This window comes from Streptomyces sp. NPDC002851 (assembly GCF_053591935.1).
The window spans coordinates 174,390-200,940 of the sequence record NZ_JBSFUT010000010.1 but is presented as its reverse complement, the minus strand read 5'-3'; the positions used below and the strand labels follow the sequence as shown (position 1 = coordinate 200,940).

General features: G+C 67.3%; 18 protein-coding genes. 8 read left to right on the top strand and 10 right to left on the bottom strand.

The features are described from left to right. Positions 1-88 precede the first annotated feature (88 nt). From ACWD10_RS13865 to ACWD10_RS13850, 4 genes are all read left to right on the top strand, one after another. Entirely contained in the window at positions 89-4,168 is a 4,080-nt protein-coding gene (locus ACWD10_RS13865; protein WP_451090416.1) for a toxin glutamine deamidase domain-containing protein, read from the top strand. Between the two features lie 54 nt (positions 4,169-4,222). Further along, entirely contained in the window at positions 4,223-6,502 is a 2,280-nt protein-coding gene (locus tag ACWD10_RS13860; RefSeq protein ID WP_451090366.1) for an SUKH-4 family immunity protein, read from the top strand. Positions 6,503-6,727: 225 nt separating this feature from the next. Further along, positions 6,728-8,791, top strand: coding sequence for an ATP-binding protein (locus tag ACWD10_RS13855; RefSeq protein ID WP_451090364.1), 2,064 nt, complete (start codon positions 6,728-6,730; stop codon positions 8,789-8,791). 40 nt (positions 8,792-8,831) lie between these two features. Beyond that, positions 8,832-10,154, top strand: a complete 1,323-nt coding sequence (locus ACWD10_RS13850) for an SUKH-4 family immunity protein (protein WP_451090362.1) — start codon at positions 8,832-8,834, stop codon at positions 10,152-10,154. 201 nt (positions 10,155-10,355) lie between these two features. Here ACWD10_RS13850 and ACWD10_RS13845 read toward each other — a convergent pair whose 3' ends face one another. Continuing rightward, positions 10,356-10,865 (bottom strand): hypothetical protein, encoded by a 510-nt coding sequence (locus ACWD10_RS13845; protein ID WP_451090360.1) that lies wholly within the window; start codon positions 10,863-10,865, stop codon positions 10,356-10,358. Positions 10,866-10,980: 115 nt separating this feature from the next. Between ACWD10_RS13845 and ACWD10_RS13840 the strand changes: the two genes are divergently transcribed. Beyond that, the gene (locus ACWD10_RS13840; RefSeq protein WP_451090358.1) at positions 10,981-11,586 is read left to right on the top strand and encodes a hypothetical protein; all 606 of its coding nucleotides are present in this window, start codon (positions 10,981-10,983) and stop codon (positions 11,584-11,586) included. 55 nt (positions 11,587-11,641) lie between these two features. Here ACWD10_RS13840 and ACWD10_RS13835 read toward each other — a convergent pair whose 3' ends face one another. The 5 genes from ACWD10_RS13835 to ACWD10_RS13815 form a co-directional block, all read right to left on the bottom strand. Beyond that, entirely contained in the window at positions 11,642-11,782 is a 141-nt protein-coding gene (locus ACWD10_RS13835; protein WP_451090356.1) for a hypothetical protein, read from the bottom strand. Between the two features lie 334 nt (positions 11,783-12,116). After that, a complete protein-coding gene (locus ACWD10_RS13830; RefSeq protein ID WP_451090354.1) occupies positions 12,117-12,752 on the bottom strand; it encodes a hypothetical protein in 636 nt (211 codons plus the stop codon). A 266-nt stretch (positions 12,753-13,018) separates the two neighbouring features. After that, a complete protein-coding gene (locus ACWD10_RS13825; RefSeq protein ID WP_451090352.1) occupies positions 13,019-14,191 on the bottom strand; it encodes an outer membrane protein assembly factor BamB family protein in 1,173 nt (390 codons plus the stop codon). 716 nt (positions 14,192-14,907) lie between these two features. Then, the gene (mycP, locus tag ACWD10_RS13820; RefSeq protein ID WP_451090350.1) at positions 14,908-16,281 is read right to left on the bottom strand and encodes a type VII secretion-associated serine protease mycosin; all 1,374 of its coding nucleotides are present in this window, start codon (positions 16,279-16,281) and stop codon (positions 14,908-14,910) included. Positions 16,282-16,504: 223 nt separating this feature from the next. Further along, the gene (locus tag ACWD10_RS13815; RefSeq protein WP_451090348.1) at positions 16,505-18,037 is read right to left on the bottom strand and encodes an outer membrane protein assembly factor BamB family protein; all 1,533 of its coding nucleotides are present in this window, start codon (positions 18,035-18,037) and stop codon (positions 16,505-16,507) included. Between the two features lie 844 nt (positions 18,038-18,881). Here ACWD10_RS13815 and ACWD10_RS13810 point away from each other — a divergent pair. From ACWD10_RS13810 to ACWD10_RS13800, 3 genes are read left to right on the top strand one after another with little or no spacing between them, the layout of a single operon-like run. Then, positions 18,882-19,733 carry a helix-turn-helix domain-containing protein gene (locus tag ACWD10_RS13810; protein WP_451090346.1) on the top strand — a complete coding sequence of 284 codons (852 nt, stop codon included), beginning with the start codon at positions 18,882-18,884 and terminating at the stop codon, positions 19,731-19,733. Positions 19,734-19,745: 12 nt separating this feature from the next. Next, entirely contained in the window at positions 19,746-19,937 is a 192-nt protein-coding gene (locus tag ACWD10_RS13805) for a hypothetical protein (protein ID WP_451090344.1), read from the top strand. 36 nt (positions 19,938-19,973) lie between these two features. Continuing rightward, a complete protein-coding gene (locus ACWD10_RS13800; RefSeq protein WP_451090342.1) occupies positions 19,974-20,441 on the top strand; it encodes a hypothetical protein in 468 nt (155 codons plus the stop codon). A 55-nt stretch (positions 20,442-20,496) separates the two neighbouring features. Here the strand turns inward: ACWD10_RS13800 and ACWD10_RS13795 are convergent, their stop codons facing one another. The 4 genes from ACWD10_RS13795 to ACWD10_RS13780 form a co-directional block, all read right to left on the bottom strand. Then, positions 20,497-21,672 carry a hypothetical protein gene (locus ACWD10_RS13795; protein WP_451090340.1) on the bottom strand — a complete coding sequence of 392 codons (1,176 nt, stop codon included), beginning with the start codon at positions 21,670-21,672 and terminating at the stop codon, positions 20,497-20,499. A gap of 1,513 nt (positions 21,673-23,185) precedes the next feature. Continuing rightward, positions 23,186-24,250: a type VII secretion-associated serine protease mycosin gene (gene mycP / locus ACWD10_RS13790; protein ID WP_451090338.1), complete on the bottom strand. Its 1,065-nt coding sequence runs from the start codon at positions 24,248-24,250 to the stop codon at positions 23,186-23,188. 201 nt (positions 24,251-24,451) lie between these two features. Continuing rightward, positions 24,452-26,080 carry a hypothetical protein gene (locus ACWD10_RS13785; protein WP_451090336.1) on the bottom strand — a complete coding sequence of 543 codons (1,629 nt, stop codon included), beginning with the start codon at positions 26,078-26,080 and terminating at the stop codon, positions 24,452-24,454. A gap of 42 nt (positions 26,081-26,122) precedes the next feature. After that, a complete protein-coding gene (locus ACWD10_RS13780; RefSeq protein ID WP_451090335.1) occupies positions 26,123-26,509 on the bottom strand; it encodes a hypothetical protein in 387 nt (128 codons plus the stop codon). Positions 26,510-26,551 lie beyond the last annotated feature (42 nt).

Here is a 26,551-nt window from a genome sequence, read left to right as displayed (position 1 = left end):
AGTGCCGCTGTTCTCCCCACCACAACTCCCCTGACATCACGGGGTGTTGTCAGGTGCCGCTCATCGGGGGTGCTCTGCCGTGTCGCTCATGTTGCCGGACGAACTCGAGTGGGTTCTCGAGATGTTGGGCTTCAACTGGCCGACCGGGGACGAGGACAAGCTCGTCGAGTGCGCGGAGGCGTGGGAGCAGTTCGCGCAGACGGTCATGGGCCTGCGTACCCGGGCCAACACCAGCGCGTCGAACGTCGTCTCGCACAACGCCGGCCTGTCGATCGAGAAGTTCCAGAAGACGTACAAGAAGTTCGACACCGGCAGCGACGGATATCTCCAGGACGCGGCGACGGCGGCGCTCACCATCGGGATGGCGCTGCGCGGGGCCGCCATCGTCGTGGTCATCTGCAAGGCCGCGGTGATCGTCCAACTGATCGCGCTGGCCATCGAATTCATCGCGGCGCAGGCGGCGGCGCCGTTCACCTTCGGTCTGTCCGAGCTCGGCGCGCTGGGGGCGACGGCGGCCACGCGCGTCATTGTGCGCAGACTCCTCGACGAGCTGAAACAGGCGCTCATAGAAGCCGTCGTCGAGTGCATGAAGGAACCCGCCATCTCGGCGATCCAGGACATGGTCAAGGACCTGGTCCGGCAGACGGTGAACGTGAGCTTCGGCGCGCAGCAGGGCTACGACCTCGCGGCGACCGCCAAGGCCGGTGCCGAGGGCGGCTGGGAGGCCCTCAAACAGACGCCGCAGACCTTCGGCGAGAGCATCCGGGACAGCCTGGGCAGCAAGGCGGGCGGCGCGGTACGCAGCGGGGCCGAGAACCACATCAACAGCACGCTGTACGGGGACGGGCCTGCGTCGACCGAGACGCCCTCGACGTCGGATTCACCTTCGTCATCGGATGTGTCCTCGGATACGCCGTCCTCGGACTCGCCGTCGAGTTCCTCAGACACGCCGAGTACACCGAGCACGCCGAGCACGTCGCCCATGTCGTCCTCCAACCCGACGCCGGACATCGGCGGCACGGTCCAGGCGGACACCGGCGGCGACGGGCCCTCCGGGCCGACCATCGGGGCGGGGCCCGACTCCGATTCGGGTGGCGGCCCGGACTCGACGCCGCGCACGAGCTACCCGGCGCCGTCGCCGTCCGACGGCCCGTCGCTGGGGGACTTCGACGACCCGTCCCCCTCGTCGTCCGCACCCTCCCCCTCGCCGTCGCCGAGCTCGCCGGACAGTGGGGGCGCCCCGTCGTCGAACGGCTCGACGCCCAGCACCAGCAGCTCCGGGGGTTCCAACCCGGGCGGCATCACCTCCCCCACGCCGCAGTCGGCACCTCCGCCGACGCCGTCGAGCAGTACGCCGTCGGGTGACGGGAACGGGGTGGGCGCCCAGGTGGACAGCCTGGCGGCCACGATGCCGTCCTCGTCCAACTCGGCACCGCCGCCGACCACTTCGGACCCCTCGGCGTCCGGACCGCGTCCGGACAGCGGCGGCCAGTCCGGCATGCCGTCCTCGCCCACCTCACCGACCACGCCGTCCGCGGGGGACGGGAGTTCGCGCCCGAGCCCTTCGGGGAGTACGCCGTCGGACAGCGGTTCCACGCCGAACAGCCCGAACCCGTCGTCGCGGCCGCACCAGAGCCCGTCGTCGACGCCCTCGCCGGGGCCGTCGTCGGGGCCGTCGTCGACGCCTTCCCCGACCTCGCCGTCGCCGTCACCGTCCCACTCCTCCCCGTCGTCGTCACCGTCGACGTCCTCCCCGTCCCCCTCACGCTCGTCGGCCCCCTCTCCGTCTCCGTCCCCGTCTCCGTCTCCATCTCCGTCGGGCGATGGACGTACGCCGGGATCCACACCCCACCAGTCGCCGAGCAACGCCGCCCCGGGCCACACCCCGCAGAACCAGACCCCCTCCACACCGGGCACCCAGGGCTCCCCGAGCACCCCCCACCAGTCCGGCCAGCCGAACACCCCCAACACCACCCCCAACAACCCCAACAGCCCCAACCAGCCGGGCCAGCCCTGGACCCACCACCCCGGCCAAACCCCCACGGCCATCAACGCGCCCCACCAGCAGCCGAATCAGCAAACCCAGCAACCCCAGCAGCAGGCGACCCCGGTCCACACCCACACGCACACCCACGCCACAACCACAACCACAACCACAACCACGACCCCGGCGACGCCCAACGGCCAGTCCCCGCACACCATCCAGACGTCCACCCCGTCGCCGAACACGCCGAACACCCCCGACACCGCCACCGACAGGCCGGACCCCAAACCGGCCGCCGCCACCCGCGACGACTCCCCACCCGGCGGCGTCACCGACCCCACCCGGGACGAGCAGGACAGCCTGGAGAACTCCGTCCCCCGGGACGAGAACGGCGACCCGACCCGGCCACCGGACCCCGCGGACGGCCCATGGGTGCAGCACATCAACGGCGAGGGCCCGGACGCCCCCGGCCGTAACAACAACTGCGTCGACACGGCCCTGTCCACCGTCGACACGTACGCGGGCAACCCCACGGCCGCGGGTGCGCGCACCCCGGACCCGGACGCGGACGGCACGCCCTCCGACCGAGGTGAGCGCGGCGGCCGGGACCGCATCGAGAACACCCTCGGCGCCCGCTTCAGCGACATGGGCAACGGCCGCGACGCCTTCAACCGCCTGGAGAACACGCTCCGCCAGAGCGGCCACGGCTCCCAGGCCGTCATCATCACCCAGGACTCCAACGGCCGCGCCCACGCCTGGAACGCCGTCAACCACAACGGCAAGATCACCTACATCGACGCCCAAACCGGCCGCACCAGCCCCAACCCGCTGCACAGCGGCAACAACGGGGTCTTCGCCATCCCGTTGGACAGCGACCGGCAGCCGGTCACGTCGACCCGGACCACCGACACCGACTCGACGGCCGCACAGCCCGAGCGCCGTCCGGACAGCACTCCCACGGGCACCGACCGCCGGCCGCCCGACGACCCGGCCGGTGCGCCGCAGGACGACGGCCAGGACTCCACTCCGGAGCGGCCGCGCGGCAGCGCCCCGTACGACACCGCGCAGAGTCCGGACGACACGCACTACGACATGCTCCCCGAGCCGTCCCAGGCGGCGCTGCGGGACTCGAACGACGTCTTCCAGACGGACCTTCAGCCGGTCTACGACAGCCTGGATCAGTGGAGCAGCACGGGCGAGCTGCAGTCCCTGCTCCGTGACGGTCTGGCGGACGAGCAGGGCGGCGTCCGTAAGGAAACGCTGGAGAACGCCCTGACCGGCTTCCGGGACCTGACCGAGGGTCAGCAGAGCGCCGTGGTCGCGGCACTGGCTCGTATGGATCTGGCGTTCCACGCCACAAGTGCGGTGGGCACCACCCTCGACCCCGACGCGGACAACCCGCACTCGCCCCAGAATTTCCAGCCGAAGACGGATGACGCCGAAAAGCTCGAACGGTCGCAGCGTGCCCGTGATGTCATCCAGAACCTGATGGACAAGGCCGGAATCAAGTCCGCCGGGCTGCACTATCACAACGGCAAGGCGCTACCCGGACGTGCCGCCCTGGAAGAGGCGATCACCCAGCGCGTGCAGGGCGCGAACGACCTCACCGCGGACGAGCTCTCGGACGCGGTTCAAAGGGAAATCGATTCCCTCAAGGACCACAAGGGGGATTGGTCTCGCAAGAACTTCGCCGTGGTCGAAGTGCTTGACCCTGAAAACAGCGGGGAGATTCGCTACGTGGTCGACAGTTCGCTCCCCATGAGTTCCGCATGGGGCGGCGGTGTGCACTCCGAGCCCCATGCCATGGAGTGGATAAAGTCGGTCAACCAGCGCCGCGAGGACCAAGGCCTCCAGCCTTACGAGCCGATCAGCCTTTACACCGAGCGAGAACCCTGCGGACCCGCCTCGGGCAACGACTGCTCCGACTACCTGGGCGACAGGGTCGAGGGCGGCGGGGACGAATCCAGCGAGAGCGGTCAGCGCAACAAGCTACGCATCCACTACGGGGTCGGCTTCCGGAGAGGGCAGATGGACCCGGATGTCGAGTGGACGGATGACAAGGGCGACGCGCTGACCGAGGCCGAGGCGAAGAAGTATGTCGCGAAGCAATTCTCCAACGACTTCGTGCGATACGTGAATCACCTGAAGAGCACATGGCGGAGCAACGCGACGGGCGGCCTGTGATCATGGAGCGACCCATCGGAACGACCTCCTCAGTGTGTGGAAAGGACCCCTCCGTTGCCTGCTCTGCGTGAAGAGGACTGGGAACTCGTCCAGGCATGGCTCGGGCAGCCACGGGCAAAGACACAGGTGTTCTCCGTCACCGGGCCTGCCGGCTCCGGGAAGACGGCGTTCCTGGAAGCAGTGCGATACCGGCTCCCCGGCTCCGCGCTCATCGACTGCACAGGCCTCAGTGCCGACGAGGTGGCGACGCGAATGCGCCGGGCCTGTCTGGACCTGCCGGACGGTGAGCCCGTCGTCCTGTTGCTCGCCAATGTGCAGTACGCCGGTGAACTGCCCACGTCCACCGAACCCTCGCGGATCGTTCACCCTGTGGCGTGGCGCCTTCGCCGAGTCGGCAAGCGTCAGGTGTGGGTCATGATTGAGCGGGACCCGGCCCGGGTGCCGGCCCCTAGGCCCAACGACTACGACATCACCTTGCCGATCGGCACGACCCCCCTGCCGGACACCGAGACGGAACAGCTTGACCCCCGCCTGACCGCCCTCGCCGCCGCCGAGCAGCGCGCGGTCCCCCCGGAGGTCTGGCGACTGCTGTGCTCCGCGGCTGGTACCGAAACCACTGCTGCGGAACTCCTCGCCCTCGCCGGAGACCGTACCGACGTACGGATCACGGCGGGCGGTGACGGTGGCACGGCCGGACCCGTCCTGGTGGGCTTCCTGGACGACACGGTCCTGCACAACTGGCGCCGACGCACCCCGTGGGGACCCGCCGAACAGGCGCGTACCGTGGACGCGTTGGTCGCCGCGTGCCGTGAACTGCCGCACACCGCATGGGAACAGCTCGGTCCGGTGGCGCAGTATGCGTGCCGGACGCTCGCCGTGCACGCGGCCCTGGCCGGTGTGCTGTCCCGAGTCCTGGACGATGGCCGCCTGCTGGCCCAGTGCGCACCCTCTGGACTGCACACGGCCCTGGCACTCGCGTACCCCGATGGTGTCCCGTACGCGACCGTCCCGGCCCTCGTGCGCTACCTCGAGGCCCAGGGCGTCGAGGCGGCCACGCAGGGCGAGTGGGTGGCCTGGCTGCACCACGCCGCGCTCACCGAGGGACGCGCCGAACTGGCCGCGCAGCTCCTCGACTCCGGGGTGCCGCTGCCGTGGCGGACCGAGTGGACCCGGTGCCGTCCCATGGGTGTCTTCGGGCTTCGGTCACAGGCCTCCGGGCGAGTGGACGTCTTGGGCATCACCAAGGACGCGGATGGCCCGAACGGGCCGTCGGTGATCACCGCACGCGACATCACGAGAAACCGCCACTCCTACCCGATCCACAAGTATCTGCGGCAGGAATGGGACGCGGAGTCGGGCACCTCCTCATCGGCACCGGTGAGCGTGAGTGAGCCGCTGGCCGAAGGCGGCTGGCCCTGGTACAGCGCCGAGCACGAGCCGCGGGACGGCTCCGCTGTCTTCGCCCGGAACGTCGACGGCACCTGGCAGAGCGAGACCGTTCGCACCGGCCCGCTGCCGCCCCGCTGCCCGGCACCGGTGACCGACGCCGTCCGGCTCGAAAGCGACCGTGGCCGCTGGGTTCTCGCAGGTAGACCGGGGATCTTCGGCATCCGGGTCCTTGACGAGAACCTGCCGGAGCACCCCGAACCGTTCCCCGTCAAACCCGTGGTCGCGCCGCACACCACCGCCGCGCTCTGGCCGCTGCCCGAGCGCGCGGCCGCGGCGCTCCGCGGCGAGGGGCTGCGCGACTGGTTCGAGGAGACCTTCGGCGAAGGCAGCTGCCACCGCCTGGACCCCGATCAGCTCCCCGCGGGCCTGATCCACCGGGGAGCCCGGCGGTTCCTCACCGACACCGGCCTCCCGGACATCCGTAGCCTGCTGCACCTGGGCATCACACCACCGTCCGGCGGCCGCGCACTCGTCGAAGTGCCCTGGCCCAGTACAGGCCCTGACGCGCCCTGGCGACAGCAGGCCAAGGTCGAGGCCCCCACCAGTGGCCCGTTCTACGAGCTCGGGCACTGGATGTACTCCCGACTGCTCCTGGACGGCGCGACGGGACAGCTCTGGCGGGACACCACCGGCGGGATGCACGAACCCCTGGCGGGCAGCAGCCTGTCCCAATTCTTCGCCATGGTCCGGCTCTTCGACGAATTCCGGCGCGTTCACTTCCCGTACGACATCGACCATCAGGACGCCCGGGCCTCGCTCACGGCCTGGTGCGAACAGATCGACGGCCCGGCCGCCCGCGGCGAGGTCTGGGCCAACATCCTCGAGGGCTACGAATTCGAGGACAGCACCTGGGACCTCGCCGCCTACGGCGATGACATCGTCTGAACGCGACTGTCGTCGTCCCCAGGGAGCGCTAGGGGGCGCGCCCTAGGGGGCATCGGCCCCCAGGTCAGGGGCCGGGACCTCCCGGGCCGAGCCCGCAGAGACCGCCACGAGCGCAACCGTAGGATCGACAGGGTCGACGCGCACGCACAGAGGCACGCGCAGAGGGCATGCACAGAGCCACGCGCAGAGGCACGCACGGATGCTTGCACTCCGGAAGGCAGGGATATGAGCAGGGGCAGCGAGTACGTACCGCACCCGCACCTTGGCGGCCGTACCGCAGCGCTGCGTGCGCTCGCCGCCTGGCGCATGGAATGGCCCGGGGCGCCGCGCGTCATCGTCCTGACGGGAAGTCCCGGCAGCGGAGTGTCCCGGCTGGTCGGCGGCTTCCTGATGATGTGCGACCCGGAGTTCCGCAAGCGTCTGCCGCTGAACGACATGGACCCGTCCACCGTGCCCCCGGAGCTGCCAGCCCCGGCGGTGCCGGACCCGCGAGGGCTGACCGCCGCACAGCTGACCTGGCTGCTCGCCGATCACTACGATCTGCGGGCGCCGACGGCCCAGGAGGTCTTCGACCAGCTGGCCGCCCGCGAGACGCCCGCGACCGTCGTCGTCCCCGATGTCGACCGGGCGGGGCCGGTCCGGGCCGTGGGGGAGCCCGCGCGCGTGGTGCGGGACGTGCTCAAGCCGCTCGCCGCGTCCGGGACCGTACGGCTCCTCGCGGACGTTCCCCGCGCCTGCGTGCCGGAGCTCGTCGACGGGCTGCCCGCTGGAGCCGCCCAGGTCATCGACCTCGACGAACCGGAATGGGCCGACCCGGAGGGGCTCGTGCGGCACGCCGAGGCGGCCCTGTCCCCCGAACTCGGGGCGCCGGAGCTCGCGTTCACCACCGACGCCGAGACCCGCACCGCACTGGCCGCCGCCATCGCCGGCCGAGCGGGAACGAGCCCTCTGGTGGTACAGCTGTGCGTCCAGTCGATCCTGATGGCGCCGGACGGCTTCGACCCGGGCGACGAGCGGCAGCTCCCGTCGTCGGTCGGCGAGGCGCTCGACCTGCACGCCACACGGCTCGGCAGCGATCCGCAGGTGCTGCGTTCCCTGCTCGCGCCGCTCGCTCTGGCCGAGGACTCCGGCGTACCGATGGCGCTGTGGACACGGCTCGTCGGGGCACTCGGCGGCCAGGATCTGGAACAGGCCGTCGAGGACGGGCTGATGCTCGTCGGTCCTTTCGTCGAGCTGGACGAGACGGCGAGCGAGACGCCGGGCCCGGCGGACGCGGCGGACGCAGCAGACTCGGCGGACGCAGCGGACTCGGCGGACGCGACGGACGCGGCAGCGGAGGCGGCGGACGCCGACGTACCCGGACGGGTCGTGATTCGGCTGCAGCACCCGGCCGTCGCCGAGGCGGTCCGGGCCGGGCTGCCCCAGGTGCGCACCGCCCAGTCCCGGATCGCCTCCGCCCTCCTGTCGGCCGTTCCCGAGCAGGACTGGAGCAAGGCGGATCCCTATGTACGCGACCACATAGCAGGGCACACCCTTGAGGCCGGGCTGCTGCCACAGCTCCTCACCGATCCGGGACTCTTCGTGCACGCGGATCCGGTTCCGCTGCGGTCGGCCATGGAGGCCGTACCGATCGAGTCGCTGGGCGCGCCCGCGCGGACGTATCTGCGCATCGCTCCGCTGCTTACCCGTACCCAGGCCGATGCCGCGTTCCGTGCCGCGCTCCTGGAGAGCGCGTTCGTCGAGGACGGCCTTCCCGAGTACGCGGCGGCGGTGCGGCGGCTCGGCCTCGATCTGCCGTGGGAGACGCTGTGGAGCGTGCCGGTCCACGGGGTCAGTGCCGTGACCGTCGGCGCGCTGCCCGGGCCCGAGCCCGGGCCTGGGCCCGACGGCCGGTCCTGCGCCGTGGCCGCGCTCGCGGTTCCGGCCGGCACCCCCGGAGCGCATCCCGTACCGGGCCCGGGCGACGCGGCGCTGCTCCTGCACGGGCTCACGCAGCCGGATCTGCCCGAAGGCGCCGACCCCAGTCAGCTCAATCCCAGCCAGGTCGACCCCAGCCAGGTGGTGCGGCCCTCCGAGGAGGAACGGGCCGCTTCCCGCTACGAGTTCAGCGGTGGCGCCGACTATCTGCGCGTATGGGACCGGGAGAGCGAGGAGATCCTGGCTCTCCTGGTCAGCGATCTGCCTCTCACGGGAGCGGATCTGTCGCCCGACGGCATCCTTCTGGTCGCGACCGAGCGTGGGGCCAAGGCCTTGCGCATCCTGCCCCCGCCCGAGGCTCCGGCCTCATGAACGCGCAGCCACGCCAGCCGAACCGTAAAGGAGTTCCCTCGTGACCAGCCAGGAGCAGGCGCTCGCCGCCGCCGACCGTTGGCTCAACCCGAGCGGTGCGACGACTCCTCGCCGTGAGGTCCGCATGCGCGAGTTCGACCTCGGCTGGGTGGTGTGGGCCGCACCGGCGCCCCTCGAACGCGACCCGGAGACGGGCGAGCGGCGGCCGCCCGCCGAACTCGGCGACGCCTGCGGCGTGGTGGACCGCCGTACCGGCGAACTGACCGTGTGGCCCTCGATCCCCGTGGACGAGGTCATCCAGATGTACCGGCAGAAGCACGGCGGCGACGGCGGCGACGGCCGCCCGGCCACGGGCCCCGGCAACACAGCGGTGTTCACCTTCCCCGACCCGGCTTCCGACCCGGCGTCGGGCGAGGAAAAGACCCTCTTCCGTACGTCGTCTCCCGGCCAACCGCCCGTCGAGTACCAGGTCGCGGCCGAACTACGACGCCTTGGCGTACCGCCGGAGAGCGTCACCGCCATCCACACCGACCTGCGCCCCAGCCTGCTGCCCGGCGGCTACACGGCCGAATTGCTCAACACCTTCCGGAACGCCCATCTCACCTGCTCGCAGAGCTACGGCGCCCGCGCCGAGGCCCGCGCCGAAGGCATCGCCGCACTCGTCGCCCAGGTCGAGCAGACTCACCGTCTGGCAGGCCGGACGCCGCCACCCCGCCCGCACCGCGCCCCGCTGCCCGCACAGGTGCAACCCGCCGAAATGCTGACCGACTCGGCCCTGGGCGAGCACCTGACCGCCGTCTTCGGCCAGGACGGCGTACGCCTCTACGACGCGGAGGCAGTCGCCGCGAGCCAACTCCCGGAGGCCGTACAGGGCACGCTGACCCGCGCCGGACTTCCCGCCGACGTCCCGCTGTTCTTCACCGCGGACCGCCCCGAAACCCCGCCCGCGGGCGGCCTGTTCACCGACGTACCGACGAACCTGCGCGAGCGCCGCAGCCCGGCCGGTGAGGAGAAGCTCGCGGCGCTCGGGTACCTCACCCGGATCGGCTGGGACGGCGTCGCGGTCATCTCCGTGCAGTGCGTACCCGGCTCCACCCGGCCCGACGGCCTCGGCGCGGTCTGGGCCATCGACCCGGTCACCGCCTCCGCCCGCTACGTCAACACCTCCGTCCCCGCCTACGCCCGCTCCCTCGCCCTGCTCGCCGAGACCCGGCAGCAGATGCGGGGCATGGACCCGTACGAGGCGGGCGCGGCGGTGGCCGGACTGCAGGAGCAACTCGCCGCGATCGACGGCTCGGCCCAGACCGGTCCGGACACGTGGTGGTCGCTGATCGTCGAGCAGATGTGGCACGGGTTGTTCTGAGGGTCACCTCATCGGTGCGGAGGCCGCCTGGGCACGAGGAGAGGCGGCCTGAGCACGAGGACAGGGCCTCTTGGTAGCTCGTGGTTGCTATTACAACGAGTGTCAGGAGGCCCTGCAGTCGTAGTTTGTACGCGACCACGGAGGCGAAGGTCCAGTTCGGCCACTCCTGCGTGTGACGGGCCGGTTCACCGGTTTACGCTCTCAGTACAGCGAGAACCCCCCGCTGTGCCGCCCCTGGCCCTTCTTACGGGAGGGCCCCTGTCCGGCACCGTCCCGACCGGCGCCCGAACCACCGGAACCCGAACCACCCGAACTGTCCGAGCCGCCCGCCGCGGCGTCACCGGACAGCGGCTCCCCCGCCCGGAACCGATCGCGGTCCTCTTCCGAGAGCGCCTCCCATTTGCCCCGCAGCGAGGCCAGACCACTACCGAGCGCCCGTGAACCATCCGGGTCGTCAACGATGTCGCGCAGCGAAACCCGCCCGGACAGCAGCTTCTTGGCCATCTCCTGCATCTCAGGGCTCGCACCGGGGGTGTTGGTGATACGACGCAACGCGGAGTTGAGGGAGGCCACTTGCTCCGATTCCAGCGCTTCGTCCCACGCACCGCTGCCGTCGGACGCGGCGTCGGGGCCTTGCGGACCCGAGCCCGTGGGCCCCTGAGGGCCGTGTGGGTTCTGGGGGTTCTGGGGGTTCTGTGATTGCCTGGCCACAGGGCTTCTCCTCACCTCGCGTCCACGGAAGTATTCCGCATGACCAGTGGGCGGGACATCGCCCCTCGCGCTCCTCACAGACGTCAGACCTACCTACGAAAGGACGGACGGCCCCATGTCACAACTCCTCTCCCGCACCGGCAGCGCCGTCCTCCTCATCCTGGGCCTGCTCGTGATCGGTTACGCGGGCTACGAGGGGGCGTACGCGGCCGGACTCGCCGGTGCCGACGGCAAGTTGAAGGTGACGGAGTGCGCCGTCAAGAACCCGGACAACGCCGCCCGCAACAGCCGCAAGGGACGACAGAACATGCGCTGCTACGGCACGTTCGTCCCGGGTGGCGCCAAGGGCACCACCGCCGCCCGTGACACCTCAGCGTACGTCGACATCAAGGCCGGGTACCCGGAGGGCGCGGAGCTCTCGGTGCGACGGCAGCCCGGCCCAACGCTGATCCCGGAAATTTCGACCGACGGCGGCTACGTGGTCGTCACCGCCAAGAACGCCCTGCGCTGGACGGCCGGTCTCCTCGGCGGCCTGGCCCTGACCGGCCTCGGCGTCTTCTGCGCGGGTACGGGCTATTCACCGTTCGGCCGCAGCAGGGTGACGTTCGACGGGGCCTGGGACGCGGCGGGGCGCGGCGCGCTGCGTCCGACCGTGATCGGAATGTTGGGAGTGGGGGTCGCGGGGGCGGCGCTGGCGTGGCTGGTGAGTCTGTTCCTGTGACGGCATCAGCCTGCCGCAGGTCGGGGCACCTCGCCTCGCCCCGCCGGTCCCGGCTTCACCGCACCAACGGATTGTCCCCGAACGAAGCGAGCCCGACCCCGACGAGAATCGCCGCCGTGGCCCACCGCGTACGCCCGTTCTTCGCCAGTACGAAGCCGAGCCCGCTGACGACGCTGCCACCAAAGTAGAAGGCCATCCAAACCCCCACCCCATCCCCACGCCCGAGCCGCACCCCGACCAGCACCAGACACATCACGGCAACGCCAAGGGCAAGCCACCCCCGCGCCCGCCGAGCCGCCCGCGCCCGCCCGGCGGCGAGCTCCGCCTGCCCTTCACCACGAAACCCGTCCCGCAATGCGTCCGCCGTCACCGGCCCACCGTTCCCCGACTGCGCTCCGCCGGAGTTCCGCGGCTCCTGGAATGCCATGACTGTCCTGCCCTCTGTTCCGTGCGCCGCGATCGGCCGACCGGGCGGCACCGGAAGCCTAGCGGCGCTCGGGGCATGGCCCATATGCCCCGTCAGTGGGGCTTCAGTCGATCGGTTTGCGCCGTTCGTTCCGGAGGGCCAGCGTCTCGAAGGCCACATTCTCGAGGTCGACATCCTCCGGGTCCTCGACGGCGGGACTCCGCCAGATACTCGTCATGACCGCGGCGGTGTCCTTGTCAGCCCAGACACATACGGTCAGGAGCGCCCGGGCACTCCCCTGGCCCTCTTTCTTGATCACGACCTCGCAACTCACGGGCACAGGAACGCCGTCGAGCCCGCTTTCCGCCAACTCCTCGGGGTGGAACCGGAATGTTCTCGGGCCCACCGCAGGCACGGCGCCATCGCGGTCCGCGGCACCTCGCATCAGGGCTTCCCGCACGCGCTCGGGCCGCTTGATGTCCCCGTACATCCCGGAGACGGAGAGGTCGTTCGCGATCTCCTCCGGGTCTGTGTAAACGCCGGAGATGCCCTTACGGTCGCCGACCTCGGCCGGGTGCCAGGGCCTATCGCCTACGGGAGGTGTCTTGGAGGAGTCCACCAAGTCGTACTTCCCGTCGAAGACCTTCTTCGGCAGCGTCAGCTGGTAGCGCGTGGGGGCGGGCATGGCGGGCTCAGCAGGTTTCTCGTCCTCCGAAGTGACCACGAAGACCGTGGCCAGGCCCGCGCCCAGCACGACCAACGCGGTCAGGATGATCAGGACCCGGACCGCACGATCCCGCTTCGGCGGCGGCGCAGGGACAACCGTCGGATACCCCCGGCCACCGGGATCGGGATGCAGAGGGCCCTGCGCAGGTAACTGGGAAGGGCTCTGGAGATAGCCGTGCTGAGGGGCCTGTTGAGGCGCCTGCTGAGGGGCGTAACCACCGCCCGGCGGGGCGCCGTAGGCCTGCGGACCGCCGCACGCCTGCTGACCGTGCTGGGGATGGGGTGAGTTGGGCTGCACCACTACTGCTCCTTCGTCGGAAGTGCCGCCAAACCGTACGACCCGGAAACCCCACCGACCTCGATGCTCGCGACATAGACCTGGTCACCGTCCCGGAACACTCCCGGCAACGCGCCCGTCCGCTCCGCGAGCTCCTCCGGATACCTGAGCACGGTGGTCTCGTCGCCGCTCCGCGCATCGACCTCCACCAACTCCGGCTGCTCGTGGCCATCGGTCTTGTACGCCAGAAGTTTGCCCGCGTCCCCGGCACCCACGGGATAGAAGTCGATCACCTGCTCCGGATCCGACTTCCACAGCTGCTCGCCGGTATTGAGGTCGTACGCGGCCATCGACTGCCGTCCGCCGCCCGGACTGTCAGGCCCGTCTCCGGGATGGCCACCGGCGATCACGAAAATGTCGCCGACACGCGTCATCCTGCGCCAAGGGCTACCCTGGTCGTCGAGCGAGGACGCGTACGAGTCCGGGGACCCATCGAATTCGTGCCCCACTTTCCCGTCCTTCTCGTCCAGGGGGTACCAGTCCCTCTCACCACTTTCGACGACGATCGGGGCGCTCGAAACCACCAGCTCCGCCCCCTCTTTCTCGACCCGCCGGGTCCACTCGGCCTTGCCGGTAGTCGGGTCGATCAGGGATATCTCGTCCCACCCCCGGCCGTCCTCAAACGGATCACCAACACCGCACCTGCGCAGCCGGATCAGGTTCTCGCCACCCGTGTAACGGCCCTCTCCACAGTCCTTGGTGACCGCCGCGCGCACGTCCCAGGCCACACTGCCGTCCGACGCCTTGAGTGCGGCATGCTCCAGCTCGGTCCTGACGATCACCACGTCTCCGGCCCGCGCCACGGACAACTCAGTGGTGTCGAGCTCGTCCTCCACCTTGAACCGCTTGTGCCACAACTCCTTGCCGGAGCCGAGGTCGTACGCCGCAACACGGTCACAGATCCCCGGCGACCCGTCAGGCATCCAGGCCCGGTAGGCCACGACGCCTATACCGCCGTACGACTCCGCGGGAGCAAGACACGGAACATTGCCGGACCCAGGGAGACCCGTCGCCCACAACTGCTTCCCCGACTCCTTGTCATACGCCTTCACGCCATCGGCCGTCGCCTGCACCACGGCCTCGTCGGTGAACCACACGCCCTCCACCTCAACGAGGTTGGACGCGAGGTCCGTCATGGGCGAGGCAACGATCGGCGCAGTCCACAACGGATCGGCATCCTTGTCCGCACCAATCAACAGCCAGGCCGCGGTGCCTCCGCCTCCGAGCACAAGCACTGCTACCAGCACAAGCCCGACGACCAGTCCCACATTCCTCTTCCGCCCCGGCTGAGCCTGCTGCGGGATGGTGGGATACGACTGCCACGACTGCCCGAATACCGGCGACGAGGGCTCCCCGGGGTACTGGTGCTGAGACTGGGACGAAGGCTGAGCCTGAGGCGCCATCGGCTGCTGCGGAACCCCCTGGCCGGGCTGTGACGGTTGCGGCGGGTACTGCGGCTGCTGCCACTGCGGCCCCGCACCCGGGGCAGGGCTGTTGGTGCTCATCCGAGCTTGATCCTCCCGTACTTGGTCGACTCCGACTCTGTGCCAGGACTCGACGCACGCTTCCCCTGCCCATAGCCCCGTGCAGCGTACGCACTCGCAGAATTCGCCCGCCAAGCGGGGAAGCGAAACAAGCCGCGCCCCACCCCACAGCCCGCGTCTGCCGCGACCGCGGCGCCCCAGGGTGAGGTCCGGGCCACTGCCGCCTGCACGGACGCCCCGCCCCTGAACGAGGTCATGCGCACGTTCGAGGCGGCGCAGAGAGACCGCTCGTAGGGCGTACGGGACACCCGCCCCGACACACCGTCCGGCCCTATCCAATGGTTCGGGCAAACGGTGCGCCGGGCCGGTCAGTGTCCCTGTGACGGCGGATACTGGCCGTAGTTCGGAGGCCCCTGCGGCACCTGCCCCGGCGCTGGAGGCATGGACCACTGCGGCTGGCCGGGCATAGGCGGCGGCACGGATCCCTGGGGCTGGCCAGGCATGGGCAGCACAGATCCTTGAGCCTGACCAGGCATGGGTGGCACGAGCCCCGGTGACGGCCCCCCGCCGGGCCCGCCCCGGCGGTTGCGGCGCCGGGACAACACCGCGAGCACCACGATGGCCGCAATGATGACGGCTCCGGCGATACCACCGCCCACGAAGAGCATCGTGTAGGCCGATGACGAACCGTCCAGTTCACCTTCCCTGCCCGGATTTGGGTCCCTCGGCGGGGGCGCCTTCACCAGCCCGAGCGGGCCCTCCTTCGGGCCTGCGGGGATGTCCATGGTCACCGCCTGGCGGGGACGGACGATGCCGTAGCCGTAGTCCTCGTCGGGCGCCTTGAGCCCCTTGTGCCCGAGGAAGGAGGCGGACTTGATCAGGCGGTTGATGACCTGTCCGGCCGTCAGATCCGGGTACTTCGCGCGCACCAGAGCGGCAACGCCGGACACGAAGGCCGAGGCATCGGAGGTGCCTTCGGTGAATTCGTAGCCCTCTGGCCTGTTCGGGTCCGCGACCAGGACCTTGTCCGCCGGAGCCATCAGCGTCAGCTGCTTGGCCTTGGTGCTGGAGGGCGAGCCGACCCATCGCTCGGCGTTCTTGTCCACGCCGCCGACCGCGACGACTCCACGGATGCCCGCGGGGTAGATGAGCGATGTCGGGTCGTTCCCGGCGCCCGCGACGACCACGACATCGTGCGCGTGGGCGTACGCGATGGCCTCCCTGGCCTCGTACGAGGGACCGTTACTGTGGTCTCCCAGAGACAGGTTGACGACCTTGGCGCCGTGGTCGACCGCGTACTTAACGCCCTTGGCCCACTCCTCGTCCAGGGTCTTGTCCGTGCGCTTCTGGAAAACCCGAATGGGCAGGACCTTGGCCTTGGGCGCGACGCCCATCATCCCGGACTCGTTGCCCGGACCGTGGCCGTGCGCGGCGATGAGGCTCGCCATGGCGGTCCCGTGCCCGTCCAAGTCCTTCTGGGCGTCACCACCGCCGGTAAAGTCCTTGCCCTTGAGGACGTTGCCCGCCAGGTCTGGATGGCTGGCGTCCGCCCCCGAATCGACCACGCCGACAGTGACGCCCTCGCCCTGCGAATGCTGCCAGGTGTCCTCGAAGGCGAAGACGTCCATCATCCACTGCTGGTCCCTGACGTCGTCCGCCGCGGCCGGCGGGGCCGAGGTGAAGAGCAAAGCCCCCGCCAGCACTCCGGCCGCCACCGCCGACCGGCCCCGTTTGAACCTCACGCTTCAACCCCCTAGGTCGACTGCTTCATCCACTCTCGGCACCACTGGGGACTCGCGTCATCGGAAGCGACCGATCAGCGGGCAGGCCACCCTAGCGCTTGGCCGGGACACCACAGAACATAGGCCTGTGGGCACGCCATCGGCCCCTCCACTGCTCACGGGGATCGCAACAGCCGACGCTTGAAGGCCAAGCCCGAGATGGCCACAGTCACTTCAACGACCTTCACTGCACCTTCGTCGGCAGCGCCACAAGACCGTACGACTCACCGGCCATGCTGCCCCCAAGGCTGGCGATGAAAATCCGGCCGTCGTTCCAGAACGGGCGGGCCAGGGCGCTCATCTTCTTCCGAACATCCTCGGGGTACTTGAGCAAGGTCGTAGTGTCACCGCTCTGCATGTCGACCTCAACGAGTTCGGGCCTCTCGGCCGCAGTCCGCTTGTAGGCGAGAAGCTTGCCGTCTGTCTTCGCCCGCACAGGGAAGTAGCCGATGCCGTCTTCGCGGTCCGTCTCCCACAGCCGCTCGCCGCTGTTGAGGTCGTACGCGGCCATGGACTGGTTACTGCTGTCGGGATCGCCAGGATGAGAGCCGGCCACCACGAAGACGCTTCCGGAGCTCGTCATCTGCCGCCACGGACTGCCGTTATCTGCGAGTTGGGTGATGTACGTGCCCGCGCTGCCCTCGAGCGCCTGCCGGACGCGCCCACTCGTCTCGTCGACGGAGTACATCCTCTTCTTCTCCGTGCGAATCACGATCGGGGAGGTCGAGGCGACCTTCTCTGCGTCGCCGGTCTTGACCCGGGTGGTCCACTTCGCGGTCCCGGACTCGGGGTCGATCAGCGAGATCTCGTTCCAGTTGCTCCCGTCGTCGAGCGGGTCGCCCTTGGAGCAACTACGTACCCGGATCAGGTTTTTGCCGCCGGTGTATGCGCCCTCGTCATTGCAGACGGCTGTGACCGCCTTCTTCACATCCCAGGCCGCGCGGCCGTCGGACACCTTCAGCGCCAGGTGCTCCCGCTCCGTCCTGACAACAACGACATCGTCGACCCGGGCGACCGACAGGTCGTTGCCCATGCCGAATTCGTCCTTCACCTCGAGCTTCTTGTTCCACAGCTCCGCGCCGGACTTGAGGTCGTACGCCACCAGGTGATCGCAGATCTGACGTGTCCCGCCCTCGTCCGAGGCCCCGTAGGCGACGAAGCCGATGTCCCCGGAGGACTCCGCCGGGGCCAGACATGGCACATTTCTGGATCCCGGAAGCGGCTTCTCCCACAAGCGCTCACCCGAGTCCTTGTCGTACGCCTTCACACCGTCGGCCGCTGTCTGGACCACGGCCTCGTCGGTGAACCAGACGCCGTCCACCTCGTCCACACCCGACAGGGTGTAGGCCTGAGTGGGGACACTCCACAGCGGCCCGCCCTCGTCACCGGCGTCGAGCACCAACCATGCAGCACCGCCCGCCGCACCAAACACGACGAGCGCGACGAGAAGCCCGACGATCAGCCCGGTGCTGCTCTTCTTGCGTGGCCCCGCAGGGAGCGCGGGCTGCTGTCCCGGGAAGCCCGGTCCCGTGAAGCCCTGCGGATAGCCGCATGCCGACTGCGGGGACACGGCCTGCTGTTGGGCGGGGGACGCCTGCTGCGCGTGCTGCGGAAATCCGTGCGCGGGCTGTTGCGGGACCTGCGAAACATGGGGCGGAGTTGGCTGCGGGGGCGCCCCCTGGGGGCCGTGGCCCGGTCCGGGCCCATTGCTGCTCATCAGAGCTCGCTCCTATCGACTGCCACCGGCACAGAGCTTCGACGGCGCGGTCGTCTTCCCTCAAACCCCACCAGCGTGCGGCACCAAGGCATCGTAGACACCATCAACCCCGCTCTCCCCACTGGCACCACGGCTTCGTAAGGCGACCGCGGCAGAGCAAAGGCACACCCGGCCCCGCCACCACCGGACCGCACGAGACCTGCCTCTGGACGGTTACGCCTCGCCATACTCCGCCGCCCCCTGAATCGGCAGGGTTGCCCACATACGGGTTCCGCCGCCAGGTTCCCTGGCTTCCCCGTAGCCCCAATCCCCGCCGCATGCCCTCACCACACAGGCCAGGAGCCGGAGTGCTGCCCGTCGCCGGGCATCGCAGGCAGCAACGAGCCGCGCGTTCTCGTGTTGCGGATGTCCGTCGTAAAGGGCCACGCGCAAGGCGTCCTCCCTGTACCGCAGTGATAGGTACACCTCCGTGTGGGGCGTGAAGCGGCAGGCGCAACTCGCCAGCTCTCCCACGATTTGCAGTGCGGCATCACTCAGGTAGTGCAGGCCGTGGGCGTCCAGGATGTGACGGGTGGCGCCGCGGGCGATGCCTGGTGAGGCGAGGGAGGCCGGGGAGCGTGACGCTGTACTTGAGGTCTTCGGGGGCGGGCTGGACCCGGGACTTCTCAGGGGCAGCGAAGCAGGTCGTGGTGACGGTCATGGGTAACTCCCAGCGCTTGAACGGATGTTGAGCGACTGTCGTGGTGCTCAACATAGAACGCGGAGTGGCACGGTGCCACTTATTTCAGGCAATTGCCACCACATCGGTGGACCGGTCACACCTCCGAGAGGCAGACTGACGGCCATGCCGCCGAGGACCACACCGACCGAGCGCCAGAGACGACTTGGCGCGGAGCTACGCAAGATGCGCCTGGCAGCGGAGGTATCCACCGAATACGCCGCAGGCCTGTTGGGGCTCGACCGCACCAAGATCTCCAATATCGAGTCCGGCGTGCGCGTCATCACGCCCGAGCGCTTGCGTACACTCGCCTGCAACTACGACTGCCACGACCAGGCCTACGTCGACGCCCTCGCGGAAATAGCCGCCGACCGCACCCGGGGGTGGTGGGAGTCGTATCGCGGCCAACTCCCCGCCGGACTCCTGGACATCGCGGAGCTGGAGTGGCACGCCAAGAGCGTGCGCGCAGGCCTAACCGTGCACGTGCCTGGGCTCCTGCAGACCGACGCGTACGCCCGGACCCTCTTCGGTGCCGCACTGCCGACGCTTTCGGCCCAGGAGGTGGAACTGCGCGTGGCCCTACGCCTGCAGCGGCAGCAGGTGCTGCATCGCGAGGCTCCGATCTCGTACGTCGGATACGTCCACGAGGCAGCTCTGCGCATCGAGTTCGGGGGCGACAAGGTGATGCGCGCCCAGCTGGACCATCTGTGCGCCATGTCCGAGCTCGACAACGTCGAGGTCCGGGTCATCACCTTCAAAGCCGGAGCCTTCCCCGGCGCCGGGCAGTCGGTGATCTACGCGGAAGGGGTCGTCCCACAGCTCGACACCGTGGAACTGGACTCCGCACATGGCCCGGAGTTCACCCATGCCCAGGCCCAACTCGAGAAGTACCGTACCCATTTGGACTGGATGAAAGCCGCGGCACTCACAGCCGCTGAGTCACGCGACCTCATCAATGACATCGCCCGCCACCTCTGAGAAAGGCCCCTCATGACCGACATAATCTGGGAAGAGCCGTTCTGCGCCGAGGGAGCGAACTGCTTCCGTATAGGCACGGACAGCGCTGGCAACGCGTACATCGCGGTGACGGGGTCTGAGGACACCTATCTCACCGACTCCCGCGAGGCGCTGCGTACGATGATCCGCGACATCAAGGCGGGAAAGGCCGACCACCTCTTGTGACGAGTGCGGACGGGCCCATCGCATCGCAACTAACCCGTGGCTAACATCATGCCCCAGAAAGACGCACCCTTTTCCTATCAGATCCAGGAAGACGCGATGACTAACACGAATGCCTCAGACCCACACAAGGAACCCGACAACTCGGAGTTCCTGGCGATCGGACGAGATCCTGCCAGCGCAAAGATGCTTCGCGACTCCATGGAGAGTCTTGCCAAAATCAAAGGAGACAGTCCGCTCAAGGAAATGGCCCAGGAGATACTCTCAGGTCGCGTTGGAATCAGGGAAGCCATTAGCATTCCGGCATACGCTGAGGCCCTGACCCAAGGAATACAGGACTTTAAAGAGAAGTGGGATGGACTATCCGACTCCGAGCGTGAAGAATTGGCCGCCAAGGGCGAGCAGGAACTCTCCAAAATAGAGCAGGAGCTCTCAGGAGAGCAGCAAGAGAACCGCCGTCCCACTGGAAAGAGTCGCCACGACGCCCAGGGCTGGTCACTGTACTAACTCTGGCCGCAACGGGGGCTCAACCAACTCTTGGCTGAGCCCCCTACGCTCGGGATTAAACAAGCTTGTTGTCGTAGGAACCGCCAGGCTTCGGAAACTTCTTCATCTCGTCCAACTTAGCTACCGTGACATTCTGTCCAGCCGCCTGAGCAGAGTTCATCGTCACATAGAGCATCGTGAGGGCCTGCATGGTCTTGTTGAAAACGTTGATGACATCCATGATTCTCTTGCCCACGACAGCATACGCCCCAGCCGTCACGAACAACCCAACGCCCGTTGTCGCGGCGGCACTGCCAGCAGCAGCCGCAAAAACTGCCTGAATTATAAGGTCTCCGATCAGGGTCATAGCAGCCTTCAGAACGTCGATGAACGAACTGATATGACCGGCCATTTCCAGATAGATCCGATCCAGTTCCTCAAGGACTGGTTTCGCCCCCGCTATTTTTTCGGCAAGCCCGTTGAAGTAGTCGAACGCGACGTCTGCAGCCATGCCGTTCCAGTTGATGCACACAGCTCCGGCCCCGCGTTGCACATTGGTCGAGACTGCGGAACTGAACGCAGCAAGCTTTCCCCAGACCTGGGCGGCTTCAGAAAATCCTTCCCAGTTACCGCCCACGGTTTGGGCTAGATCTCCCAGCGGGTCCCAGCCCAGGAGCTTAAGCCCCTCATTGATAAGGGCAGTCGGACTAGCGAGGTCCAGGACCATCCCAGTCCCCGCGTTTATCATCCCCCAGGCTGTCCCGTTGGAATTATCCAACCCGCTCTCTACCCGGCCGATAGTCGCGGCTTCCAGCCGATCCCCAAATCCAGGATCGGCATCCATCTTCAGCTTACTTTGCGCATCTTCCGTGTCACGGAAGCTCGGCAGAGACCCCGCGATCACTTCATCGATCATGTCTGGGCCATCTGGTGTCTTCGTTGCAGGGTAGGTTGCGTCCTGCCGCGCTGCCTCCGCCTTATCGGTGCTTCGATAATACTGAGCCGAACGCACCAACTCGTCCGAAGACGCAGTCAGTACCTCCTTGTAGAGCGCGAGCGTTTGAGAGACCACTTCTGAATGCTGACGATGCGCGTCAACCATCATGTCCCATATGACGCTGCCAGCTCCTGACTGCTCGACATCCACGTTGTCGCGCACGAACTGCACCGCAGCCACCATATCGTCGCCAGCTCGATCAATTAGCTTGGCGTAGCCATCAAGGTCACCTGGCTGGACTCCGAACGTATCCATTGATATCCCCGTCCCCGTTTTCAATTACTACGGTCGCGTGCGGCTAAACATTTCCAGTCGGCTGAGAGCCGAGACTTCTACTTAGTTGGAGGCCTCGGAGGAGGCGGAGGGGGAACAGATCCGTCTATCGCCCTCTGGGACAACGACGCTCCATCATTGGAGGACGCCCAACCAGCACCGGCAAGAGTGGTAGCTGGGCTTTCCTTGAGCGAGCGATACCGAGCAACTCGTACGCCGATGAAGTAAGTCGCGAGAGCTATCAGGATGACCGGTACGGCATCACTGATGAACCCAGATCCCGGGGTTCCCAGAAAAAGCGTCAGAACCCCCATGAGCCCGATTACCCCAAGGAACAGAAAGCCGAGCCACCGCGGTTGCTGGTCGCACAGGACAGACGCCTGCACCGGTTGAAGTCCTTGCACATACCCCCGGACTCGATGCGCCCCCATCTCCTCCCCCTGAGGCAGGGCCAACTGCGGAGCGTCTTGCGTCCATCCACGCACATAGCGGCCGTTGTCCAGAGCCAGAACAGCTGGCGCCGACCAACCCGGGCGGGTGACCGCGCCGGTTGGCACCCAATAGAGCCAGCCCCGGCGTCCGTGGAGTACAGCCGCCAGTGTTTCCGCTCCCAACGGACGCTCCAGGAACAGAGCCCTCGTACCACCCTGGCCGGTAACAAGCTGCAGAGCAGCCGCCCGACGTTTGGTACGCCCCTCCCGGAACCGCTTCGAGGGATAAGGACCAGGCTGAGCAGGGTCGAAGTTCAGGAACGAGCTCGGCGGAGGCGGGGCATGAGTCCCAACACCCGGGCCGACTACCGACACCGGCAACACACGGGCCAGCCCTTCCTGAGCCGCCTGCTCTACGCGAGAAGCCGTCTTCGACCCTTCCGCAGCCTTTGCTGCACGGGATCCCACAGACCAGACCAAGATGATGAGGCCGACATAGCTACTGCCGGCCAGTGTGACCCAGCCCGGAGTGTCTTCCCCAGCAGCAACGTCACTGTCTTGAAAGCCCGCTATCAGAAGGAGGACAGTGCAAGCCGCCACGAGCAGCGAGGTACGGAAACCCTGATTGACTGCCGTCCAGCGCCCCATCAACCGAATGGGAGGAGCTTGACCAGAGATTGGGCCGCTGGGCTCCAATGGAGCCCTCTTTCTTTGCAGTTGCTGACTCCTCAACCGCCAAGAAATGCCAACAGCCGACACCATGACGCAGGCCAGAAGATCCCAACGCGGCGGTGATGCGCTTTCCTGTAGCAGCAGACACAAGATCGCTCCGACTGTGCCCGTCCAGACCATGCAACTGGCTATCAGGCTGCTCTCTTCTCGATCCTCCACCATCTGCCTCCAGCCACTAATTGCTGCACGGTTCAACTGCTCTCAAGCCGAGCAGCACAGCAGGAAGCGAAGGCTCGGCGACGCCGGGATCTCTATAAGCGATCGACCCAGCAGTGAGCTCCCGGCTTCCTGAGAAGCCGGAGCATGTGCCCTTAGGCCATCGGGCCACTCATTCATGAGCTCCGACGACGGCTGAGCACGATGGCGATGATGATCGCGCAGGCGAGCAACGCCGCCACGGCACTACCGATGATGAGAGGCCAAGCGCCGGAGGTAGAGTCACTGTCCTTCTGAGCAGCCGAAGCCGAATCTTGGCCCCCCTGGGTCTCAGGAGCAGCAGATTCCTTCTCCGCCGGAGCTTGCGGCAGCGGACCGGCCTTCGGGCCAGCTGGGATGTCCATCCGCAGGGCCTTGTTCGGGCGGATCATTCCGTAGCCGAACTTCTCGTCGGGGACCTTGTCAACCTTGTGGTCGAGGAAGGTGGTTGACTTGATCAGACGGTTGATCACCTGGCCTGCGGTTAGGTCCGGAAATTTGGAGCGGACCAATGCAGCTGTAGCCGATACGAAGGCTGAGGAGTCCGAGGTGCCAGATGCGCTGGAGTACTCTTCAGGGACCGTGTGGTCCGCTGCGACAATGTTCTCGCCCGGGGCAATCAGGGTGATTCCACTGCCGTAGTTTGAGTTCTCCCAAAGGTTCTGGGACTCATCAATCGCACCGACACGAACTACACCAGGTAGCTTCGCCGGATACTCCAGTTCATCGATCCCATCATTACCAACACCTGCCACGACGATCACATCGTTCTCCTGAGCGTAAGCAATTGCTTGTGCTCCAGGAGAACCGGGGCGGGCGGCATCATCAACGAACGAAAGGTTGATTACCTCAGCACCGTGGTCGACAGCGTAACGAACTCCATCTGCCCAGCGCCTTTCATCAAAGCCGCCCATTTCCCCATCTGAAGCACGGATAGGCATGATCTTGGCTTCGGGAGCCAGGCCCATCACTCCATCTGCATTACCTGGGCCGTGCCCGCGACCCGCGATGAGGCTCGCCATCCGAGTGCCATGCCCATTGACGTCCAACTGCGGGTTGGAGCCATTGGTGACGTCTTTCCCCTTGACCAGCTGCCCTTTGAGGTCAGGATGACTTCCTCGGACGCCGGTATCCACTACAGCAACTGTTACCCCTCGCCCTCGTGACTCCTGCCAGACATTTTCGACGTCGAAGGCGTCCAAGGTCCACTGCTTGTCACGAACATAATCGGCTGACGCAGTGGGCGCTGAGGTGAGGAGCAAGGCCCCTGCCATCGCCAGGGCCCCGGTTACTGACCAGAGTCGCTTGACACTCAATTCCTTGCTCCTCGCTCAACTACAGCTGGACTGACCAGCCTTCATACGCGAGCCAGCGGATGCATGCCCGCTGGCTCGCTCACGCGCTTACTCGATGTTCCTAGGCACGTTCCGGTTGCGGTCCTCTTCCGAGATCCACGTCTCTTCGTCCTCGACAAGGTAGTCGGGGCGGTCTCCCCGGTCCTTGTCGTCTCCACGCCCGTTACCGCGGCCTGCCATGCCAGCGCCCATGCCACCAGCCATTGCGCCGCGCTGGGTTCCACCACGGCTGCCGTGCAGTCCCGCACCGCCGCCATTGCCCTTGCCGCCGATTCCCTTGGCAGCGCCGACCACTCCGCCCCGGGCTTTCGCCAGTGCACCGCGGCCGCCAGCGCTTGCACCACCACGGCCAGCGCCGGCTCCCATGCCGCCCATACCGCCCATACCGGGGCGGCCACCAGCGGCGCGGCCCCCTGTTCCTCGGTTCGCGCCAGCACCGCCCATGCCGCCAATACCGGGGCGACCTCCGGGACCAGTCCCGCCGCGACCTGCACCAGCGAGGCCAGGCCCACCACCTGGCACGAGCCCAGTGCCTCCTGTGCCGCCGGGGCCGCTACCACCGGGACCAGGGAGCCCCCCGGAATTCGGCAGCGTGTTCTTTCCCGTCAGGCCCGGCGAGATGCTGTCGATGTTCGTCTTGGCGCCCGGAAGCTGGGACCCACCTGTGATGCCCCTATCCCGAGGCGTCGTGGGAGCCGCATCAATCTTCTTCGGCAGGCCCGCACTCCACGGCTTGGCTGCTCCGCCAGCCTTGCCCGGGCCGCCGATCCCCGCTCCCGGGATACCGATGGGCCCTCCGTGTTCCAGGTCCTCGTTCGGCTTGCCGATCCCCTTCTTGTCGTCGTCAATCGGGGTGGAGCTGTTTCTCCGCAGGTTCCGAGCATAAGTCGTGTAGTTAGCCGCCAGCTGCTCCATCAGAGCCACAGCCTGCAGCTTCCGCTCCATACCAGCGGACAGCTCTCCTTCATTCGCCGCGGCCACGACGTCGGCCCTGACCCCGTTTTTGAGGTCCTTCATTGCCTGCTCGTCGTTCTGCTCACCGCCATCAGAGACCCAGTCGCCGAACGAGGAGACCTTATTAGGCTCCTCGATGTCCGCGATTTTCGTCCGGACTTCCTTCAAGTCGTTGTTGGCAAGCTCGATTTGCTGTGCTGTGAGTTTGGCGAATCGCGAGGCGTTCTGAATGCTGATGGCAATCTCATTGGCCTTTCGCGTGAAAGCGGCCGCAGCCTGCCCCTCCCAGTGCTCCGTCACGTTCGTGACCGCAGCCTTGAGCATGCCGAGGACGCTGTCCTTGGCCTCAACATCCGTCCGCGCATCGGATTGTGAGTCGCCGCCGGAGAGCCATTCGAAGACCTGCATCCAGTTCAGCCGGACCTCGTCGATCTGGTCTGGCTGTGCCGAGTTGACCATCTCCTTCATCCCGTTGATCGAGTAATCGAAGAAGTTGGTCGGCGCAGCCTCACCCTGCCGGTGATCCGCTACCCGGTCGGGCCGCCGATCACCCTGGGCGTTAGTGTTCGAACTCAGGAGGGAGTCATGGTTTCCCTCTACTTGTTTCTGGTGTTCCTCCGCATCAGGTCCACCCCACCACCTGATGCCACTACCGTCATGGTGCTCGCCATCCCCCTCGGCCTCCGGGGTAACGCTGTGCACCTTCGGACCGTCATTGCTCACCTGGATCAACCCCTCCGTCAGCCGCCAATGAACGAATTCTGCTTATCCGTAAACGCCGTCATTGCTGCCACTGGAGCCGTCACCCATGTTGCGCTTGACCCCGTGCTCCTGGTTCGCGTACGTGTCCCTGACCTTCTTTGTGTCGGTCCCGAACTTGTCGATCAGTCCGTTGAGCTTCTTGATGATTTTCTCAAGCTGCAGCTTCATCTCATCATGAGCCGCATACAGGTCGCCGGCCTCTCGGAACGCAACAGCATCTCCGTTTGAAGCTGTCCCCCCGGACATACCAAAGGCGTTCGGCGGGAGATTCGTGTTGTACTTGGCCTTCTTCTCCACCCCACTGGTCTCGTCCACGAGCCAGCGCAGCTTCTGGACAACCTCGTCCAGAGCACTCAGATCGACCCTGAGCCCGTTGCTCTTGTCAGACATCTCCCCGTTCCTCTCCCCTGTGCCTTGCGTTGCCCTGAAGTT